Genomic DNA, 17845 nt, shown 5'->3' on the forward strand with positions numbered 1-17845 from the left:
ATTATTTTTAGAATTAGAAATGGTTTGCAAGGTAAAGTTTTTCTTTAAGGGGTGCACTAACCTTTATTATTCTTTAATATTTTCGTAAAAGAAAAGGGTACAAAATCGTGCTTTATCCGTCTTCTTGATATGAAGTAAAAAGTACGAAGAATGAAAATATATACTTTACTACTTGGAATACTACTTCCCGGCTCAATATCAGCACAAACTGTTCATGACTGGGAAAATCATCATGTACTCCAAATTAACCGTGAGCCGGCGAGAGCTGCTTTCGTTCCTTACTCTGTACAAAAAGGCGATTGTTCCATGAGTTTGAATGGAACTTGGAAATTCCGGTGGACTCCTGTTCCCGAACAAAGAATCGTTGATTTCTATCAGAAGAATTTTGATGATAAAGGTTGGAGTGATTTTGAAGTACCTGCAAACTGGGAAGTGAACGGGTATGGTACACCTATTTATGTATCAGCAGGTTATCCGTTTAAGATAGACCCGCCTAGAGTGATGGGAGAGCCGAAAGCTGACTATACTACGTATAAAGAGAGAAATCCCGTAGGACAATACCGTCGCACGTTTATTCTACCTGCCGGATGGGAAGCTGACGGACAAATATTTCTTCGCTTTGAGGGCGTAATGAGTGCTTTTTATGTTTGGATAAATGGTGAACGGGTAGGATATAGCCAGGGTAGTATGGAGCCTAGTGAGTTTAATGCTACTAAGTATCTACAACCCGGTGAGAATCAGATCTCATTGGAAGTGTACAGGTATAGCGATGGTTCTTATTTGGAAGACCAGGACTTTTGGCGTTTTGGGGGAATTCACCGCAGCATCCATTTGATACATACACCGGATATTCGTATCCGTGATTATACAGTACGTACTCTTCCTGCATCGACAAATGATTATCAAGACTTCATTTTACAGATAGACCCGCAATTCAGCGTATATGAAGGAATGAGTGGCAAAGGTTATACTTTGCAAGGAGTGCTGAAGGATGCTTCAGGGAAGGAAGTTGCTACATTGAAAGGGGATGTGGAAGATATTCTCGATTTGGAACATAAGGCTAGCCGGATGAACGAATGGTATCCGCAACGCGGTCCCCGGAAGATGGGACGTATGAGCGCTCTGATAAAATCCCCGATGAGATGGACGGCGGAAACTCCCTATTTGTATCAACTACATTTGACATTGTTGAGCGATGGCGGAAAAGTGATAGAGCAGATAGAACAGGCAGTGGGCTTCCGCTTTGTAGAAATAAAAAAGGGGCAGTTGTTGGTTAATGGGAATCCGGTACGTTTTCGTGGGGTGAACCGCCACGAACATGACCCTCGGACGGCACGCGTCATGAGTGAAGAACGAATGCTTCAGGATATTCTTTTAATGAAGCAGGCTAATATAAATGCGGTACGTACGAGTCATTATCCGAACGTAAGTCGTTGGTACGAACTGTGTGATAGTTTAGGATTGTATGTGATGGACGAAGCGGATATAGAAGAACATGGATTGCGCGGAACATTGGCAAGCACTCCCGACTGGCATGCAGCATTTATGGACCGTGCAGCTCGTATGGCGGAGCGTGATAAGAATTATCCAAGCATCGTCATGTGGAGCATGGGAAACGAGAGTGGTTATGGACCGAACTTCGCCGTTATCTCTGCATGGCTGCATGATTTTGACCCGACTCGTCCTGTACATTATGAAGGAGCACAAGGAGTGGATGGCGATCCTGACCCGAAAACTGTCGATGTTATCAGCCGCTTTTATACCCGGGTGAAACAAGAATACTTGAATCCCGGTATTGCCGAAGGAGAGGATAAAGAACGCGCTGAAAATGCACGTTGGGAACGGTTGCTGGAGATTGCGGAACGCACCAATGACGACCGTCCGGTAATGACAAGTGAATATGCACATTCCATGGGAAATGCATTGGGAAATTTCAAGGAATATTGGGATGAGATATATGGCAATCCCCGTATGCTGGGTGGTTTTATATGGGATTGGGTAGATCAGGGAATCTACAAAACTTTACCCGATGGCCGTACCATGGTGGCTTATGGTGGCGATTTTGGTGATAAACCGAATTTAAAAGCGTTCTGCTTTAATGGATTGCTGATGAGCGAGCGTGAAACTACGCCTAAATATTGGGAAGTAAAGAAAGTGTATGCACCCGTCGAACTAAAAATGGAAAACGGGAAATTGAAAGTGACGAACCGGAATCACCACACCGGCTTGTCTCAATATTGTTGCCTATGGACTGTGTCAATCGATGGAAAGCAGAAAGAACAGGGAGAAATTACCTTACCGGAAATAGCTCCCGGAGGGAGTCAGATGATAGATTTGCCGACTTTCCACTCATTGAAAGGCTCCGGTTCTTTGAGTAATCAAACAAAGAGAGGTCAAGGGAAAGCTCTGTCTGATTGCCAGCTAAAAGTAAGCATCGTTTTGAAATCGGATGCCCTTTGGGCAAAAGCAGGGCATGAAGTGACTTGGGAGCAATTCTGCTTGCAGAAAGGAGATTTGATCTCTACTGATCTAGTCAATAAAGGAACACTTCAAGTGAAAGAGGATAATCAGTCCTTATTGATTAGCGGACGCGGTTTTTCCGTTCAGTGGGAAAAGAAAATGAACGGAAGCATGACTTCCCTTATATATAATGGCAAAGAAATATTGGCTCATTTAGATGATTTTCCAGTTCAACCCGTCACTCAAGTTTTCCGTGCTCCGACAGACAATGACAAGAGTTTCGGGAATTGGCTGGCTAAAGACTGGAAATTGCATGCAATGGATAGTCCGCAGATAAATTTAGAATCTTTCAACCATGAAGTACGTGCAGACGGGGCGGTAATTGTACGGATTCAAACAAGCAATTTATATAAAGAAGGAAAAGTGACCACAACTTCTGTTTATACTGTTTCTTCAGATGGAACGATTGATTTAAAGACGACTTTCCTACCACAAGGAGTTCTTCCCGAAATCCCCCGTTTAGGAATCGCATTCTGTCTGACACCTGCTTACAATACATTTACCTGGTATGGCAGAGGACCACAGGACAATTATCCTGACCGTAAAACATCTGCCGCTATAGGGCTTTGGAAAGAAAATGTGGCGGAACAATATGTGCATTATCCCCGTCCGCAGGATAGTGGAAATAAAGAAGAAGTACACTATCTTACCCTGACTGACAAACAGAATAAAGGTATTCGTGTTGATGCGGTAGAAAATGTGTTTTCCGCATCTGCTTTGCACTATACTGTGCAGGATATCTATCAAGAAACTCATGATTGTAATTTAAAACCACGTGCGGAAGTCATTCTAAGTATGGATGCTGCCGTGCTTGGATTAGGAAACAGTAGTTGCGGACCGGGTGTATTGAAGAAATATGCCATAGAGAAAAAGGAACACACGCTGCATCTACGTATCAGTAAGCAATGATAGAAATAAATAACTAACACAATTATAAAAGTAACAATGAAAAAAGTAACCACTTTATTATCAACTTTAGCGTTGGCAACTACCTTGGCTGCTCAAAACCTACCACAAACGGAAAGGCAATATCTCTCCGGTCACGGATGCGACGACATGGTTGAATGGGACTTCTTTTGTACCGACGGACGCAATTCCGGGAAATGGACGAAAATCGGTGTACCTTCCTGCTGGGAGTTGCAAGGATTCGGCACCTATCAGTATGGAATCACTTTCTATGGCAAACCATTCCCTGAAGGCGTTGCCAATGAAAAAGGTATGTATAAGTATGAGTTTGAAGTTCCGGAAAAATTCCGCGGCAAACAGGTGAATCTTGTATTCGAAGCTTCAATGACGGATACGGAAGTGAAAGTGAATGGACGCAAAGTGGGTTCCAAACATCAGGGGGCTTTCTATCGTTTTTCATATAACGTCACGGATTTCCTGAAATATGGTAAGAAAAACCTGTTGGAAGTCACTGTTGCCAAAGAGAGTGAAAATGCCAGTGTGAATCTGGCTGAACGTCGTGCTGATTATTGGAATTTTGGAGGTATCTTCCGTCCGGTATTCCTGGAGGTGAAACCTGCTGTAAACCTGCGACATATTGCTATTGATGCAAAGATGGATGGATCTTTCCGTGCCAACTGCTACACCAATATCTCCAATGACGGCATGAGTATTCGTACACAGATTCTGGATAAAAAAGGAAAGAAGTTAGCGGAAACCACTGTACCTGTAAAAGCGGGTGGCGACTGGACTTCCCTGCAACTGAATGTCTCTAACCCTGCACTATGGACTGCGGAAACTCCGAATCTTTATAAAGCCCAATTCTCCCTATTGGATAAGGACGGTAAAGTGCTGCATAGTGAAACGGAAAACTTTGGTTTCCGTACCATTGAAGTACGTGAAAGCGACGGACTTTATATAAACGGAGTGCGTATCAATGTACGTGGTGTCAATCGTCATAGCTTCCGTCCTGAAAGTGGCCGTACATTGAGTAAAGCGAAGAATATCGAAGATGTTCTTTTAATGAAAGACATGAATATGAATTCTGTCCGTTTGAGCCACTATCCGGCTGACCCGGAATTTCTGGAAGCTTGTGATTCTCTCGGGCTTTATGTGATGGATGAATTGGGAGGCTGGCATGGCAAATATGATACGCCCACCGGAGTACGTCTGATTGAAGGCATGATAGAACGTGACGTGAATCATCCGTCTATTATCTGGTGGAGCAATGGTAATGAAAAAGGATGGAATACTGAATTGGACGGAGAGTTTCATAAATACGACCCGCAGAAACGTCCGGTTATTCACCCGCAAGGCAATTTCTCCGGTTTTGAAACAATGCATTACCGCTCTTACGGAGAAAGCCAGAACTATATGCGTCTGCCAGAAATCTTTATGCCTACAGAATTCCTGCATGGTTTGTACGATGGAGGTCATGGTGCCGGATTATATGATTATTGGGAAATGATGCGCAAGCATCCCCGTTGTATCGGTGGTTTCCTTTGGGTATTGGCAGACGAAGGAGTGAAGCGTGTGGATATGGATGGCTTCATTGATAATCAGGGAAACTTTGGAGCCGACGGTATTGTAGGACCACATCACGAAAAGGAGGGTAGCTACTATACTATCAAGCAGTTATGGAGCCCAATACAGATTATGAATACTTCTATCGACAGGCAATTTGACGGCAAATTTTCCGTAGAAAACCGTTATGATTATCTGAATCTGAATACCTGTCGTTTCCTTTGGAAGCAAGTGAAGTTTCCACAGGCAACGGATGCTTCTAATACTGCTGCTCAAGTGTTGAAAGAAGGAGAAGTGCAGGGTAGTGACGTGGCTGCTCATTCGGCGGGTGTCTTGGATATAAAAACAAATATCCTCGCCAATACAGATGCTCTTTACCTGACAGCTATTGATAAATACGGTCATGAACTTTGGCGCTGGACTTTCCCGGTTGATAAACTGAACCAGCAAACTGAACCTCTCTCTCTTTTATCCATCCGCCCTACCTATACGGAAACTGAAAATGATCTCACAGTGAAGGCGAACAAGCGTACGTTCATCTTCTCAAAGAAAGACGGACAATTAAAAGGAGTATCTGTAGATAATCGTAAAATTAGTTTCGCCAATGGTCCCCGTTTCATTGGAGCCCGTCGTGCAGACCGCTCATTGGATCAATTCTATAACCATGATGATGAGAAAGCAAAAGAAAAAGACCGTACATATAGCGAATTCCCCGATGCTGCCGTATTTACGAAACTGGACGTAAAACAAGAGGGAGGTGATCTGATTGTTACCGCCAATTATAAACTGGGTAATTTAGATAAAGCTCAATGGACAATCAGCCCGAGTGGGGATTTGGTATTGGATTATACCTACAATTTCTCCGGTGTGGTGGATTTAATGGGTGTTTGTTTCGATTATCCGGAAGATCAGGTAATCAGTAAACGCTGGTTGGGAGCCGGACCCTATCGTGTATGGCAGAATCGTATTCATGGTACACAATACGATGTATGGGAAAACGACTATAACGACCCTATTCCTGGTGAAACTTTCACTTATCCCGAATTCAAAGGATATTTTGGAGATGTTTCCTGGATGAATATCCGGACGAAAGAGGGCATTATCAGCCTAACAAACGAAACTCCCGATGCTTATGTCGGAGTATATCAGCCTCGTGACGGTCGCGACCGTTTGCTTTATACTCTTCCCGAGAGTGGAATTTCTCTTCTGAATGTGATTCCTCCGGTACGTAATAAAGTAAACTCTACCGATTTGTGTGGTCCTTCCTCACAACCGAAATGGGTAAATGGTCCACAAACCGGACGGATCGTTTTCCGGTTTATATAAATAAATAATAAAAAGGTACTCAATATAATGTGGGTACCTTTTTTTATTTTATTTTTGTTTCGTTTTATACATCCAGATGAATGAATTCTTTCCTATGTACACAATACTAATTATAGAAGATGAACCCAGAGTTGCAAGTTTGCTGATGAACGGGCTGGAAGAAAATGGTTATCAGGCAATGGTGGCTTATGACGGATTGATGGGGTTACGGCTTTTCCAGACCCATACATTCGATTTGGTCATATCCGACATTGTTCTGCCCAAGATGGACGGATTTGAACTGGCGAAAGAAATTCGCAAGACCAATCCCCATATCCCTATATTAATGTTGACAGCATTAGGATCAACGAATGATAAACTGGACGGTTTCGATGCCGGTGCAGACGATTACATGGTGAAACCCTTTGATTTCAGAGAGTTGAATGCCAGAATCAAAGTACTCCTGAAACGTGTGGCAGGCAATACACAGGAATTGCCACAGGAACTTGTTTATGCAGATTTACGTATTGACCTTCAACGTAAGGACGTAGAACGAAACGGCATATCTATAAAACTTTCTCCTAAGGAATATAACTTGCTGCTATATATGGTAGAAAATGCTGAAAGAGTATTGAGCAGGGTTGAGATAGCAGAAAAAGTATGGAACACCCATTTTGATACAGGAACGAATTTCATAGATGTATATATCAACTATCTCCGTAAGAAGATAGACAGGGATTTTGAACCAAAACTTATTCATACCAAAGCCGGAATGGGTTTTATACTGACTGATAAGTTATGAAAATCAGAACAACACTGACCCTACAATATGCAGGGCTGACAGCTGCGGTATTCTTCATATTTGTCATAGCCGTCTACTATGTGAGTGAACATTCGCGTAGTAATGCTTTCTTTCGTAATCTGCAAAGTGAAGCTATAACCAAAGCACATTTATTCCTTAAAAATCAAGTAGATACACAAACTATGCAGTCTATTTATCTAAATAATCAGAAGTTTATTGATGAAGTAGAAGTTGCTGTCTATACAACCGATTTTAAAATATTATATCACGATGCACTACAGAACGATATTGTCAAGGAAACACCGGAGATGATAAAGCGAATTCTGAAACAGAAGGATATCAATTTCTATGTGGACGAATATCAGGCAGTAGGATTGGTGTATCCATTTGAAGGCAAAGATTATGTTGTTACCGCTGCCGCCTATGATGGTTACGGATACGCCAATCGGGATGCGTTAAGAAATATACTCATCCTGTCATTTATCGGAGGATTAAGTGTATTGGTGATTGTGGGTTATATCCTGTCTCGAAGCACTTTAAAACCAATACGCAGCATTGTCAAAGAAGCGGAGAAAATCACCGCATCGCGTATCGATAAAAGATTACCCGTAAAAAATGAACAGGATGAACTGGGAGAATTAAGTACGACATTCAATGCTCTACTGGAACGCCTGGAGAAGTCTTTCAACTCACAGAAGATGTTTGTCAGTAATGTATCTCATGAATTGCGTACTCCCATGGCGGCCCTTACAGCCGAACTGGATTTAGCTTTATTGAAAGAACGTACCTCCGAGCAATATCAGATGGCTATTGGCAATGCTCTTCAAGACTCCCACCGAATTGTAAACCTGATTGACGGACTATTGAACTTGGCAAAAGCCGATTATCAGCCGGAACAGATAACAATGGAAGAAGTCCGTCTGGATGAGCTGTTGCTGGATGCCAGAGAACTGGTATTGAAAGCGCATCCGGATTATCATATCGAATTAGTCTTTGAACAGGAAGCCGAAGAGGATAATGTACTGACAGTCATCGGAAACAGCTATCTGCTGACTACCGCCTTTGTAAATCTGGTAGAGAATAACTGCAAATATTCTTCCAACCGGACTTCATCAGTCCTGATCGCCTATTGGGAGCAATGGGCAATCATCCGCTTATCCGATAATGGTGTAGGAATGTCCGATGCAGATAAGGAAAACCTGTTTAAACTGTTTTATCGTGGAGAAAACAAGAATATAGCTCCTGGAAATGGTATAGGCATGAACCTGACACAAAAGATTATTCACCTTCACAAAGGAGAACTTACCGTATCTTCCCATAAGGATGAGGGCACTACCTTTGTGGTAAAACTCCCGCATATCTAAGAAATTCTAATCGTTTTCTAATACCACTCTAATCATTCTCTAACAGCTTCCTTGTGAAGTCCTTCTTACTTTTGCATCGAATTAATAAATGCAGTTAGTAACTTAAAAAAATTAGAGAGTATGGTATGGAAGAAAAAACTGCGTTCATCACAGTACACATTCAATTCAGAGAAAGTATTTTTGGTTGCCACACAACCCGGTAAGTCAATCTATTCATACTTGCAGACAACAAAGCTCGGATTGACATTGGGAGAAGTGCAAGAGCGGCAGTCCATCTATGGAAGAAACGAAGTGGTCCATGAACAAAAAAAGAACCCGTTTATACTGTTTATCAAAACGTTTATCAATCCTTTCATTGGTGTTCTGACCGGACTTGCCATTATATCCTTGTTTCTGGATGTACTGATGGCCGAACCCGGAGAACAGGAATGGACAGGAGTAATCATTATCTCATCCATGGTGATATTCAGCGCTATCCTGCGTTTCTGGCAGGAATGGCGAGCAAGTGAAGCTACGGATTCTTTAATGAAGATGGTAAAGAACACCTGTCTTGCCAAACGTGCCGGTGAACAGGAAGAAGAGATTGATATCACGGAACTCGTTCCGGGGGATATTGTGTATCTGGCAGCTGGGGATATGGTTCCCGCTGATATTCGGATCATCGATTCAAAAGACTTGTTTATCAGTCAGGCTTCATTGACAGGAGAGTCCGAACCGATAGAGAAGTTTCCGGAGATACAGAGCCAGCAGTTTCGGAAAGGAAGCGTCATAGAGTTGGACAATATTTGTTATATGGGTTCCAATGTGATAAGTGGCGCAGCAAAAGGTATTGTTTATGAAACAGGGAATAAAACATATCTGGGTACGATTGCAAAAAGTCTGGTTGGACATCGTGCCACTACAGCTTTTGATAAAGGTATTAGTAAAGTCAGCTTCTTGTTGATTCGCTTTATGCTGGTAATGGTTCCATTTGTGTTTTTCGTGAATGGTTTCACGAAAGGAGACTGGTTCGAGGCTTTCATTTTTGCCATATCCGTTGCAGTGGGGCTTACCCCGGAAATGTTGCCAATGATTGTGACTGCCAACCTTTCTAAAGGAGCGATAGCCATGTCCAAAAAGAAAACAATAGTAAAGAATCTCAATGCTATTCAGAATTTTGGAGCAATGGACATACTCTGTACTGATAAAACCGGTACATTGACTTGCGATAAAATCGTGCTGGAGAAATATATCAATGCAGATGGTAGCGACGACAACAGTAAACGTATTCTTCGTCATGCCTACTTTAACAGTTATTTCCAGACCGGTTTAAGAAATCTGATGGATAAAGCGATTCTTTCTCATGTAAGAGATCTGAATCTGGAACATTTGAAAGATGACTACACCAAAGTGGATGAAATACCTTTCGACTTTACACGCAGAAGAATGTCTGTTGTGATAGAAAACAAGCAAGGAAAACGGCAGATCATTACTAAAGGAGCGGTAGAAGAGATTCTCGATGTCTGTTCCTATGCCGAGTTCAATGGGCAGATTCATCCCTTGACTGATGCTTTGAAAATCAAAGCAAAGATGATTAGTGAAGAAATGAATCAGCAGGGAATGAGAGTGTTGGCAGTCTCCCAAAAAAGTTTTATCGAGAAAGATTGTAATTTTGCCATCGAAGATGAAAAAGAAATGGTACTGATCGGGTATCTTGCCTTTCTTGATCCTCCGAAGCCTTCTGCTGTTGAAGCCATCGAACAATTATATGCACATGGAGTAGCTGTTAAAATATTGTCGGGAGATAATGATATCGTGGTAAAAGCCATTGCCCGGCAGGTCGGAATTGACACCAGTCATTTTCTTACCGGGATAGAAATAGAGAATATGGATGAAACGGTATTGAAAGAAGCGGTAAAGAATACCACTTTATTTTCAAAACTAACTCCATTGCAGAAGACACAAATCATCTCTCTATTACAGGAACAGGGCAATACAGTAGGATTTTTAGGAGATGGAATCAATGATGCAGGTGCTTTACGTCAATCAGACATTGGTATATCTGTCGATTCTGCAGTGGATATAGCAAAAGAAAGTGCAGACATTATCCTGTTGGAAAAAGATTTGATGGTATTGGAAGACGGAGTGCTCGAAGGAAGAAAGACATTTGGCAATATCAATAAATATATAAAGATGACTGCCAGTTCCAATTTTGGTAATATGTTCAGTGTGATGTTCGCCAGTGCATTCCTGCCGTTTCTGCCTATGATGCCGATACATCTGTTGATTCAGAACTTACTGTATGACATATCGCAGACAACCATTCCATTTGACCGTATGGACCCGGAGTTCCTGAAGAAACCCCGTAAATGGGATGCGTCCGATCTAAGTCGTTTTATGATTTATATAGGACCTATCAGTTCCATCTTCGATATTATTACTTATCTGGTCATGTGGTATGTGTTCAGCTGTAACAGTCCCGAACATCAAACACTGTTTCAGACCGGATGGTTTGTAGAAGGCTTGTTATCACAGACATTGATTGTCCACATGATACGTACCCGTAAGATACCGTTCATACAAAGCCGCGCCACATGGCCTGTAATGGGACTGACATTCTTAATCATGGCAATAGGTATTCTTATTCCTTTCACCGCTTTCGGACGTTCCATCGGGTTGACAGCTCTTCCTTTGAGCTATTTCCCCTGGCTGATTGGAATTTTGCTTTCTTATTGCATTTTGACGCAAATAGTAAAGAACTGGTATATCAGGAAGTTTGTGCGTTGGCTATAAGATAGGGGAAGAAGTTTTAACAGGAAACACTATAAAATACTGAATTTAATCACTATATTCGCAAAGTAAGTATTTATATTGATACACAAATAACGCCCTATGAGAATGAAGCATTGCCTATTCGTTTTTTTGCCGATATTTATATTATTTATCAGTTGTCGGCAAAAAGTACAAAGTAACTTTCAGCCGGATATTTCCAGTCAGACAGAAACCGTTTATGATTTTCCGGAAGAATATGCTGAAGAGATTATTATCACAGGTAAAGTTTTGAACTGTGAATTTTATCCACAAGAAAAAGAACTGACACTTATTATTCCATTTTTCAGAGATATGGAAAATCAGTACCGTACTCCCATTCAAGAGGATGGTTCTTTCTATTTTACTTTTCCTGTTTATGCTAAAATACGGGAGGTTTCTATTCGTAATTATGCAGAGCATTTATATGTGCATCCGGGTGACAGTATCCATTTAGAGATTGATTTCAAGGATATGTTTCATCCTAAAGTAACAGGTGATACGGAAAAATTGAATCAGGAGATATTGGCTTTTACAGAAAGCGGATATTATTATATGCGTGACTATGGTATCAGGCATGATTTGAGTGTCGAGGATTTTGAAGCAGAGTTAAAGAAAGAATATGATACACGTTTAGAACGCAGGGCCGAATATTTGCAGAAATACAATCCTATGCAAGATGTCGTCATGTTTACGGAGGAATTACTGAAACAGGATTATTATTATACGATCCTGGTTTATGCGAGCCAATGTCAATATCGGACAAGAAAAGAGTTCGCACGATATCACACGCTGTTGCCCGAAATCAATAAATTATATAAAAAAGGAATATTATCAGCCCGCTTGTTTGATATAGTCGATTGGATAGAAAATTATATTCCTACAGGAATGGTTCTTAAAAACAAAGAATACCCAACGATAGATGATATTATGTCCGAAATAGGAGAAAATGAATTGAATCAATATCTATATACTAAAGTTACAGCTAATAGCCTTGAAGCTAATGATACAATTTCCCTCTCAAGGAAGCGTTCGCAATTTGACTCAATCGTAAAAATACCTCATTTGCAGGGACAAATAGCACAGATGTACAGGCAAACTAAAGCGTTCTTGGAGAATCCACAGTCTGTTTCTGATAATTTGTTGTATGGCAAATACAATGAAAGTTTAAATACGTTAACTCCAATGTCGTATATGGAGAGCATATATAAGATCCTTGAAGAAAACCGGGGAAAAGTGATTTATCTCGATTTTTGGGCTACAACTTGTCCGCCTTGCTTGGCAGAGATGGAACCCTTGAAGAAGTTGCGTAGCCAATATTCTACGAAGGATTTGATTATTTATTCCATTTGTTCCGGCGGTAATGATACCAAAAAGCAATGGGAATTGTGTTTAGATAAATACTCGATGAAGAATCATGATATAGAATGTGTCTATGCTGCTGATTATATTGGACTGGAGAATTATCAGAAGATTACCAAACAGTTCAAAATTAATAGGTTGCCATATTATATCTTGATAAACAGAAAAGGACAAATAGTTGATTATGGCACTGTTGCTCGTCCAAGTAATCCTAACCTGTTATTGAGAATTGAGGAAATTGTTAAGCAGTAGAAGGATAATATTCCTTTTGTATAATTAAATACGCTGTCTATATCGGATATGCGTGTATTTCTCCAGATACAGCTTAATTTAACCATAGTTTTTTTAATCTTTGTAATAAAAAATTCTGCATAAATCGTCCTTTTAAGTTTTAAATTCTATTTTGAATGTTGAGAAAAATTTCCAGGTTATCGATGCGGAATTCTTTTTTGTAATAGGTTGATATACAACACTCTATATTTACTATTTTTGGTTTAAAACCAACGGGTCGTTCCTTTAAAAGGAACGAAATAGGGCTTCGTGTGCCCCTTAGGGCATATGGAGCCTTTGTTGTACGTTTTCTATTTTTTATGGGGGGTTACTTCTGTATCTGTATTTTTTTTCAGCAGTTTCCTAATGTCCTGTGCTTGCTTTTATACTTGTTTTTTCAGCCTTTCTTGATTCCAATCTCCCTTTTTTCCTCCTTTTTCTTTCTATCCGGTGTTTTTACCGTGTTTTCCGTTATGTATATCCACAGAGCCTCTCTCCCAGGACTTCATTCTTCCTGTGAACATATTTTCTTCTTCAAAAAGTACCGTCCAGCGGTTTGGAACTTCCTCTTCCGGGTGGCGACCTGGCTGGTCTGAAAACTTCAATTGTAATCATCTGCGCCCCTCCGCAATGCTTGCATAAGTTATACTCCCTCCATTTGTCTTGGCAGAGTTCTTTCCACTTGGCTCTTTTCCTTTTAAGTGGTGCCGGTGGTACTTTCATCCTTATCTGTATGCTTGTCAACTTCCTTCTGTTGCATGCTGCCAGGAATCCGTAATGCCTGATACGTACAAATCCTGCCGGCAATATATGCCTACTGAACCTGTGTACGAACTCTTCTCCCGTGAGTGTCATCATCTTATGTTTTCCCCCATCCCTGTAATCCTTATAGTCAAACATGACGGCTGTATCTGTAATTCCCTTAATCCTGGCATTACTGATGGCTGCCCTGTGTGAGTAACGCCCTAAGTATTCTATGACCCTTTCCACGCCTTTGAACGGTGCTTTGCTATATACCACCCATTCTTTTTCAAACAGCTTCTTTCTTGTTGCCTGGGGTACTTTCACATGTTTGCTCCACTCTTGCATGAACTTGGCTCTGAACACCCTGCCCATAGCCCTAACCGGGAATAGAAAAGGACTGTCTTGATTTGCCCCAGAGAGCTTCCTCCATTCCCCCCTTTCATCTATCCCTCCTTCGGGCACTACACAATGTAGATGTGGGTGATAGTGCAGGTTACTTCCCCAAGTATGCAGGATGGCCACCATTCCCGCCTGTGCGCCTTTATTGGCCGCGAAGGCTGATAAAGTCTTCCAGGCGGCGGTGAACAGGCAGGAATAGGTGGGCCTCATATTCCCCAGTGCCAGTGAATGCAAGTCGGCCGGTAAGGTAAATACCACATGGAAATATTTCACGGGCAACATATCCTCTTTGCGTGCCTGTATCCATACCTCACGCTCTGCCCCCTGGCATTTGGGACAATGCCGGTCACGGCAGCTGTTGTAACTAACACGTACGACTCCACACTGGGGACAGGCATCCACATGCCCTCCCAAAGCGGAGGTACGGCACTGTTCCAGACGTGAGAGGACCTGGAGAACCCTGCCGCAGGGATGATGTTGGCTGATAAAGGATGATTTGAAGCGGGAAATAATCTGACCGACCTCAAACTCCGTCCTCATGGCTGCGTATTGTTATATCCCACTCCCTCAAGACGGTCCAGTGGGCTGAAGGCGTAACCGCCGGCAGGAAGATTGACAAGGTGAAGATAAACCAGGGTTGTCTTTATATCGGCATGTCCCAGAAGATCACGAATGCGAAGAATATTTTCACCCATCTCCAGCAAGTGCGTGGCATAACTGTGACGAAGGGTATGAAGCGTGCAGGTTTTAAGGATGCAGGACGAATGAACCGCCTGTTTAAAAAGATAGCGAATTTCGGAATCCTCTATTTGTCCGCCGGAGCAATTGTTGAAAAGATATACCACAGGCCTGTATTGGAGGAAATACTCCCTAAGAAGAAGCAATAGGTTGCCCGAAAGGGGAACGTATCTGTCTTTTCTACCTTTGCCCTGACGGATGAAAACCTGCATGCGCTTGCTGTCAATATCACAAATTTGCATATTGACCAGTTCACGTAAACGCAGCCCGCAAGAATAAATCAGAGACAGCAGGGATTGGCTGCGGATATTCCCGCAGTGCCGCAAAAGGCTGATCACTTCGGACTGGGAAAGAACAACCGGAAGTTTCTTCGTGCTACGGATACGGGGGAGAGAAAAATTAAGTTCGCTAAGATGCATCGTCTTACGATAACAGCGGAGACTGTAAACCGTGTGCTTGAAATAGCTCAAACCCGGTGAAGGAGTGCGAGAGAGCAACATGCTGAAATAATCGCGGCAATCATCTTCGCTTAAGTGTTCAGGAAGTTTTTTGAAGTGAAAGCTGATAGCAGCCAACTTATGGCCATAACTTTTTATACTACCAGGAGAATACTGCTCAATAAGAAGTTGTTTGGAAAATTTTTCGTAACTTTGACCAAACCCCGAGATGGAGTCACTGGCACGCTGAATAAAATTTGCCATAGTGGAGAATGTTTATTGGTTGAACATTGGAAATATCACCACTAAAATCAGCAAAAAAAAGGAATCCCGCATACAGATAGCAAACTTTAGCTATTACGTATGCGGGATTTAGTACAACGACCCGTTTCTCACCGAGGAACGAAATAGGGCTTCGTGTGCCCCTTAGGGCATATGGAGCCTTTGTTGTACGTTTTCTATCTTTATTATGGGGGTTACTTCTGTATCTGTATTTTTTCATCAGTTTCCTTATGTCCCGTGCTTGCTTGTATACTTGCTTTTTCTCCCTTTCTTCATTCCAATCTCGCTCTTTTTCCTCCTTTTTCTTTCTATCCGGTGTTTTTACCGTGTTTTCCGTTATGTATATCCACAGAGCCTCTCTCCCAGGACTTCATTCTTCCTGTGAACATATTTTCTTCTTCAAAAAGTACCGTTCAGCGGTTTGGAACTTCCTCTTCCGGGTGGCGACCTGGCTGGTCTGAAAACTTCAATTGTAATCATCTGCGCCCCTCCGCAATGCTTGCATAAGTTATACTCCCTCCATTTGTCTTGGCAGAGTTCTTTCCACTTGGCTCTTTTCCTTTTAAGTGGTGCCGGTGGTACTTTCATCCTTATCTGTATGCTTGTCAACTTCCTTCTGTTGCATGCTGCCAGGAATCCGTAATGCCTGATACGTACAAATCCTGCCGGCAATATATGCCTACTGAACCTGTGTACGAACTCTTCTCCCGTGAGTGTCATCATCTTATGTTTTCCCCCATCCCTGTAATCCTTGTAGTCAAACATGACGGATGTATCTGTAATTCCCTTAATCCTGGCATTGCTGATGGCTGCCCTGTGCGAGTAACGCCCTAAGTATTCTATGACTCTTTCCACGCCCTTGAACGGTGCTTTGCTATATACCACCCATTCTTTTTCAAACAGCTTCTTTCTTGTTGCCTGCGGTACTTTCACATGTTTGCTCCACTCTTGCATGAACTTGGCTCTGAACACCCTGCCCATAGCCCTAACCGGGAATAGAAAAGGACTGTCCTGATTTGCCCCTGAGATCTTCCTCCATTCCCCCTTGTCATCTATCCCTCCTTCGGGCACTACACAGTGCAGGTGGGGGTGGTAGTGCAGGTTACTTCCCCATGTATGCAGGATGGCTACCATTCCCGCCTGGGCGCCTTTATTGGCAGCGAAGGCTGCGAGTGTCTTCCAGGCAGCGGCAAACAGGCATGAATAGGTGTGTCTCATATTACCCAGTGCCAGTGAATGCAAGTCGGCCGGCAAGGTAAATACCACATGGAAGTATTTCACGGGCAACATATCCTCTTTGCGTGCCTGTATCCATACCTCACGTTCGGCTCCCTGGCATTTGGGACAATGCCGGTCCCGGCAGCTGTTGTAACTTACACGTACGACTCCACACTGTGGACAGGCATCCACATGCCCTCCCAGGGCGGAGGTACGGCACTGTTCCAGGCGTGAGAGGACCTGAAGAACCCTGCCGCAGGGATGATGTTGGCTGATAAAGGAGGATTTGAAGCGGGAGATAATCTGACCGACCTCAAACTCCGTCCTCATGGTCGCTTATTGTTACTTCCCACCCCCTCAAGACGGTCCAGGGGACTGAAGGCGTAACCTCCGGCAGGAAGATTGACAAGGTGAAGATAAACCAGTGTTGTCTTTATATCGGCATGTCCCAGAAGGTCACGGATGCGAAGTATATTTTCGCCCATCTCCAGCAGGTGCGTGGCGTAACTGTGACGAAGGGTATGAAGCGTGCAGGGTTTAAGGATGCAGGACGAATGAACCGCTTGTTTAAAAAGATAGCGGATCTCGGAATCTTCGATTTGTCCGCCGAAACAATTGTTGAAAAGATATACCGCGGGTCTGTACTGGATGAAATACTCCCTGAGAAGAAGCAACAGGTTGCCGGAAAGGGGGACGTACCTGTCTTTTCTACCTTTGCCTTGGCGGATGAAAACCTGCATGCGCTTACTGTCAATATCACAAATTCGCATATTGACCAGCTCACGTAAACGCAGGCCGCAGGAATAAATCAGAGCCAGCAGGGCTTGACTGCGGATACTCCCGCAGTGACGCAAAAGGCTGCTCACTTCCGACTGTGAAAGAACAACCGGAAGTTTCTTCGTGCTACGGATACGGGGAAGAGAAAAATTAAGTTCACTAAGATGCATCGTCTTACGATAACAGCGAAGACTGTAAACGGTGTGCTTGAAATAGCTCAAACCCGGTGAAGGAGTGCGAGAGAGCAACATGCTGAAATAATCGCGGCAATCATCTTCGCTTAAGTGTTCAGGAAGTTTTTTGAAGTGAAAGCTGATAGCAGCCAACTTATGGCCATAACTTTTTATACTACCAGGAGAATACTGCTCAAT

10 protein-coding genes are annotated in these 17845 nt (G+C 42.7%); 6 read left to right on the plus strand and 4 right to left on the minus strand.

From position 1 onward, the window contains the following. Positions 1 to 150 precede the first annotated feature (150 nt). The 6 genes from NXV01_RS16690 to NXV01_RS16715 all read left to right on the plus strand — a co-directional run bounded on the left by NXV01_RS16690 (position 151) and on the right by NXV01_RS16715 (position 12861). Positions 151 to 3429: a glycoside hydrolase family 2 TIM barrel-domain containing protein gene (locus NXV01_RS16690; RefSeq protein WP_259022922.1), complete on the plus strand. Its 3279-nt coding sequence runs from the start codon at positions 151 to 153 to the stop codon at positions 3427 to 3429. A 36-nt stretch (positions 3430 to 3465) separates the two neighbouring features. Then, positions 3466 to 6315, plus strand: coding sequence for a glycoside hydrolase family 2 TIM barrel-domain containing protein (locus NXV01_RS16695; protein WP_259022923.1), 2850 nt, complete (start codon positions 3466 to 3468; stop codon positions 6313 to 6315). A 94-nt stretch (positions 6316 to 6409) separates the two neighbouring features. Continuing rightward, positions 6410 to 7096, plus strand: a complete 687-nt coding sequence (locus NXV01_RS16700) for a response regulator transcription factor (protein WP_195650330.1) — start codon at positions 6410 to 6412, stop codon at positions 7094 to 7096. After that, a complete protein-coding gene (locus NXV01_RS16705; RefSeq protein ID WP_259022924.1) occupies positions 7093 to 8460 on the plus strand; it encodes a HAMP domain-containing sensor histidine kinase in 1368 nt (455 codons plus the stop codon). The genes NXV01_RS16700 and NXV01_RS16705 overlap by 4 nt, the downstream gene beginning before the upstream one ends. A gap of 120 nt (positions 8461 to 8580) precedes the next feature. Beyond that, positions 8581 to 11232: a magnesium-translocating P-type ATPase gene (gene mgtA / locus NXV01_RS16710; protein WP_259022925.1), complete on the plus strand. Its 2652-nt coding sequence runs from the start codon at positions 8581 to 8583 to the stop codon at positions 11230 to 11232. Positions 11233 to 11337: 105 nt separating this feature from the next. Beyond that, positions 11338 to 12861: a TlpA disulfide reductase family protein gene (locus NXV01_RS16715; RefSeq protein WP_259022926.1), complete on the plus strand. Its 1524-nt coding sequence runs from the start codon at positions 11338 to 11340 to the stop codon at positions 12859 to 12861. Positions 12862 to 13413: 552 nt separating this feature from the next. Here NXV01_RS16715 and NXV01_RS16720 read toward each other — a convergent pair. The 4 genes from NXV01_RS16720 to NXV01_RS16735 form a co-directional block, all read right to left on the minus strand. Next, positions 13414 to 14562, minus strand: coding sequence for an IS91 family transposase (locus tag NXV01_RS16720; RefSeq protein WP_259022927.1), 1149 nt, complete (start codon positions 14560 to 14562; stop codon positions 13414 to 13416). Beyond that, on the minus strand, positions 14559 to 15461 hold the full coding sequence (locus tag NXV01_RS16725) for a tyrosine-type recombinase/integrase (protein WP_195650756.1): 903 nt from the start codon (positions 15459 to 15461) through the stop codon (positions 14559 to 14561). Before NXV01_RS16725 ends, NXV01_RS16720 begins: the two co-directional genes overlap by 4 nt. Positions 15462 to 15878: 417 nt before the next feature. After that, the gene (locus NXV01_RS16730; RefSeq protein ID WP_259022928.1) at positions 15879 to 17027 is read right to left on the minus strand and encodes an IS91 family transposase; all 1149 of its coding nucleotides are present in this window, start codon (positions 17025 to 17027) and stop codon (positions 15879 to 15881) included. Continuing rightward, a complete protein-coding gene (locus NXV01_RS16735; RefSeq protein ID WP_259022929.1) occupies positions 17024 to 17725 on the minus strand; it encodes a tyrosine-type recombinase/integrase in 702 nt (233 codons plus the stop codon). The genes NXV01_RS16730 and NXV01_RS16735 overlap by 4 nt, the downstream gene beginning before the upstream one ends. Positions 17726 to 17845: the final 120 nt, after the last annotated feature.

Origin of the sequence: Bacteroides sp. BFG-606, from assembly GCF_024788145.1 — a bacterium.
Lineage (GTDB): Bacteria > Bacteroidota > Bacteroidia > Bacteroidales > Bacteroidaceae > Bacteroides > Bacteroides vicugnae.

Bases quoted from the DNA above. Each gene is read 5' to 3' on its own strand.
- NXV01_RS16705 (WP_259022924.1), top strand. From the start codon at position 7,093: ATGAAAATCAGAACAACACTGACCCTACAATATGCAGGGCTGACAGCT.
- NXV01_RS16690 (WP_259022922.1), top strand. From the start codon at position 151: ATGAAAATATATACTTTACTACTTGGAATACTACTTCCCGGCTCAATA.
- NXV01_RS16735 (WP_259022929.1), bottom strand. From the start codon at position 17,725: ATGTTGCTCTCTCGCACTCCTTCACCGGGTTTGAGCTATTTCAAGCAC.
- NXV01_RS16695 (WP_259022923.1), top strand. From the start codon at position 3,466: ATGAAAAAAGTAACCACTTTATTATCAACTTTAGCGTTGGCAACTACC.
- NXV01_RS16720 (WP_259022927.1), bottom strand. From the start codon at position 14,562: ATGAGGACGGAGTTTGAGGTCGGTCAGATTATTTCCCGCTTCAAATCA.
- NXV01_RS16700 (WP_195650330.1), top strand. From the start codon at position 6,410: ATGTACACAATACTAATTATAGAAGATGAACCCAGAGTTGCAAGTTTG.
- mgtA (WP_259022925.1), top strand. From the start codon at position 8,581: ATGGTATGGAAGAAAAAACTGCGTTCATCACAGTACACATTCAATTCA.
- NXV01_RS16715 (WP_259022926.1), top strand. From the start codon at position 11,338: ATGAAGCATTGCCTATTCGTTTTTTTGCCGATATTTATATTATTTATC.
- NXV01_RS16725 (WP_195650756.1), bottom strand. From the start codon at position 15,461: ATGGCAAATTTTATTCAGCGTGCCAGTGACTCCATCTCGGGGTTTGGT.
- NXV01_RS16730 (WP_259022928.1), bottom strand. From the start codon at position 17,027: ATGAGGACGGAGTTTGAGGTCGGTCAGATTATCTCCCGCTTCAAATCC.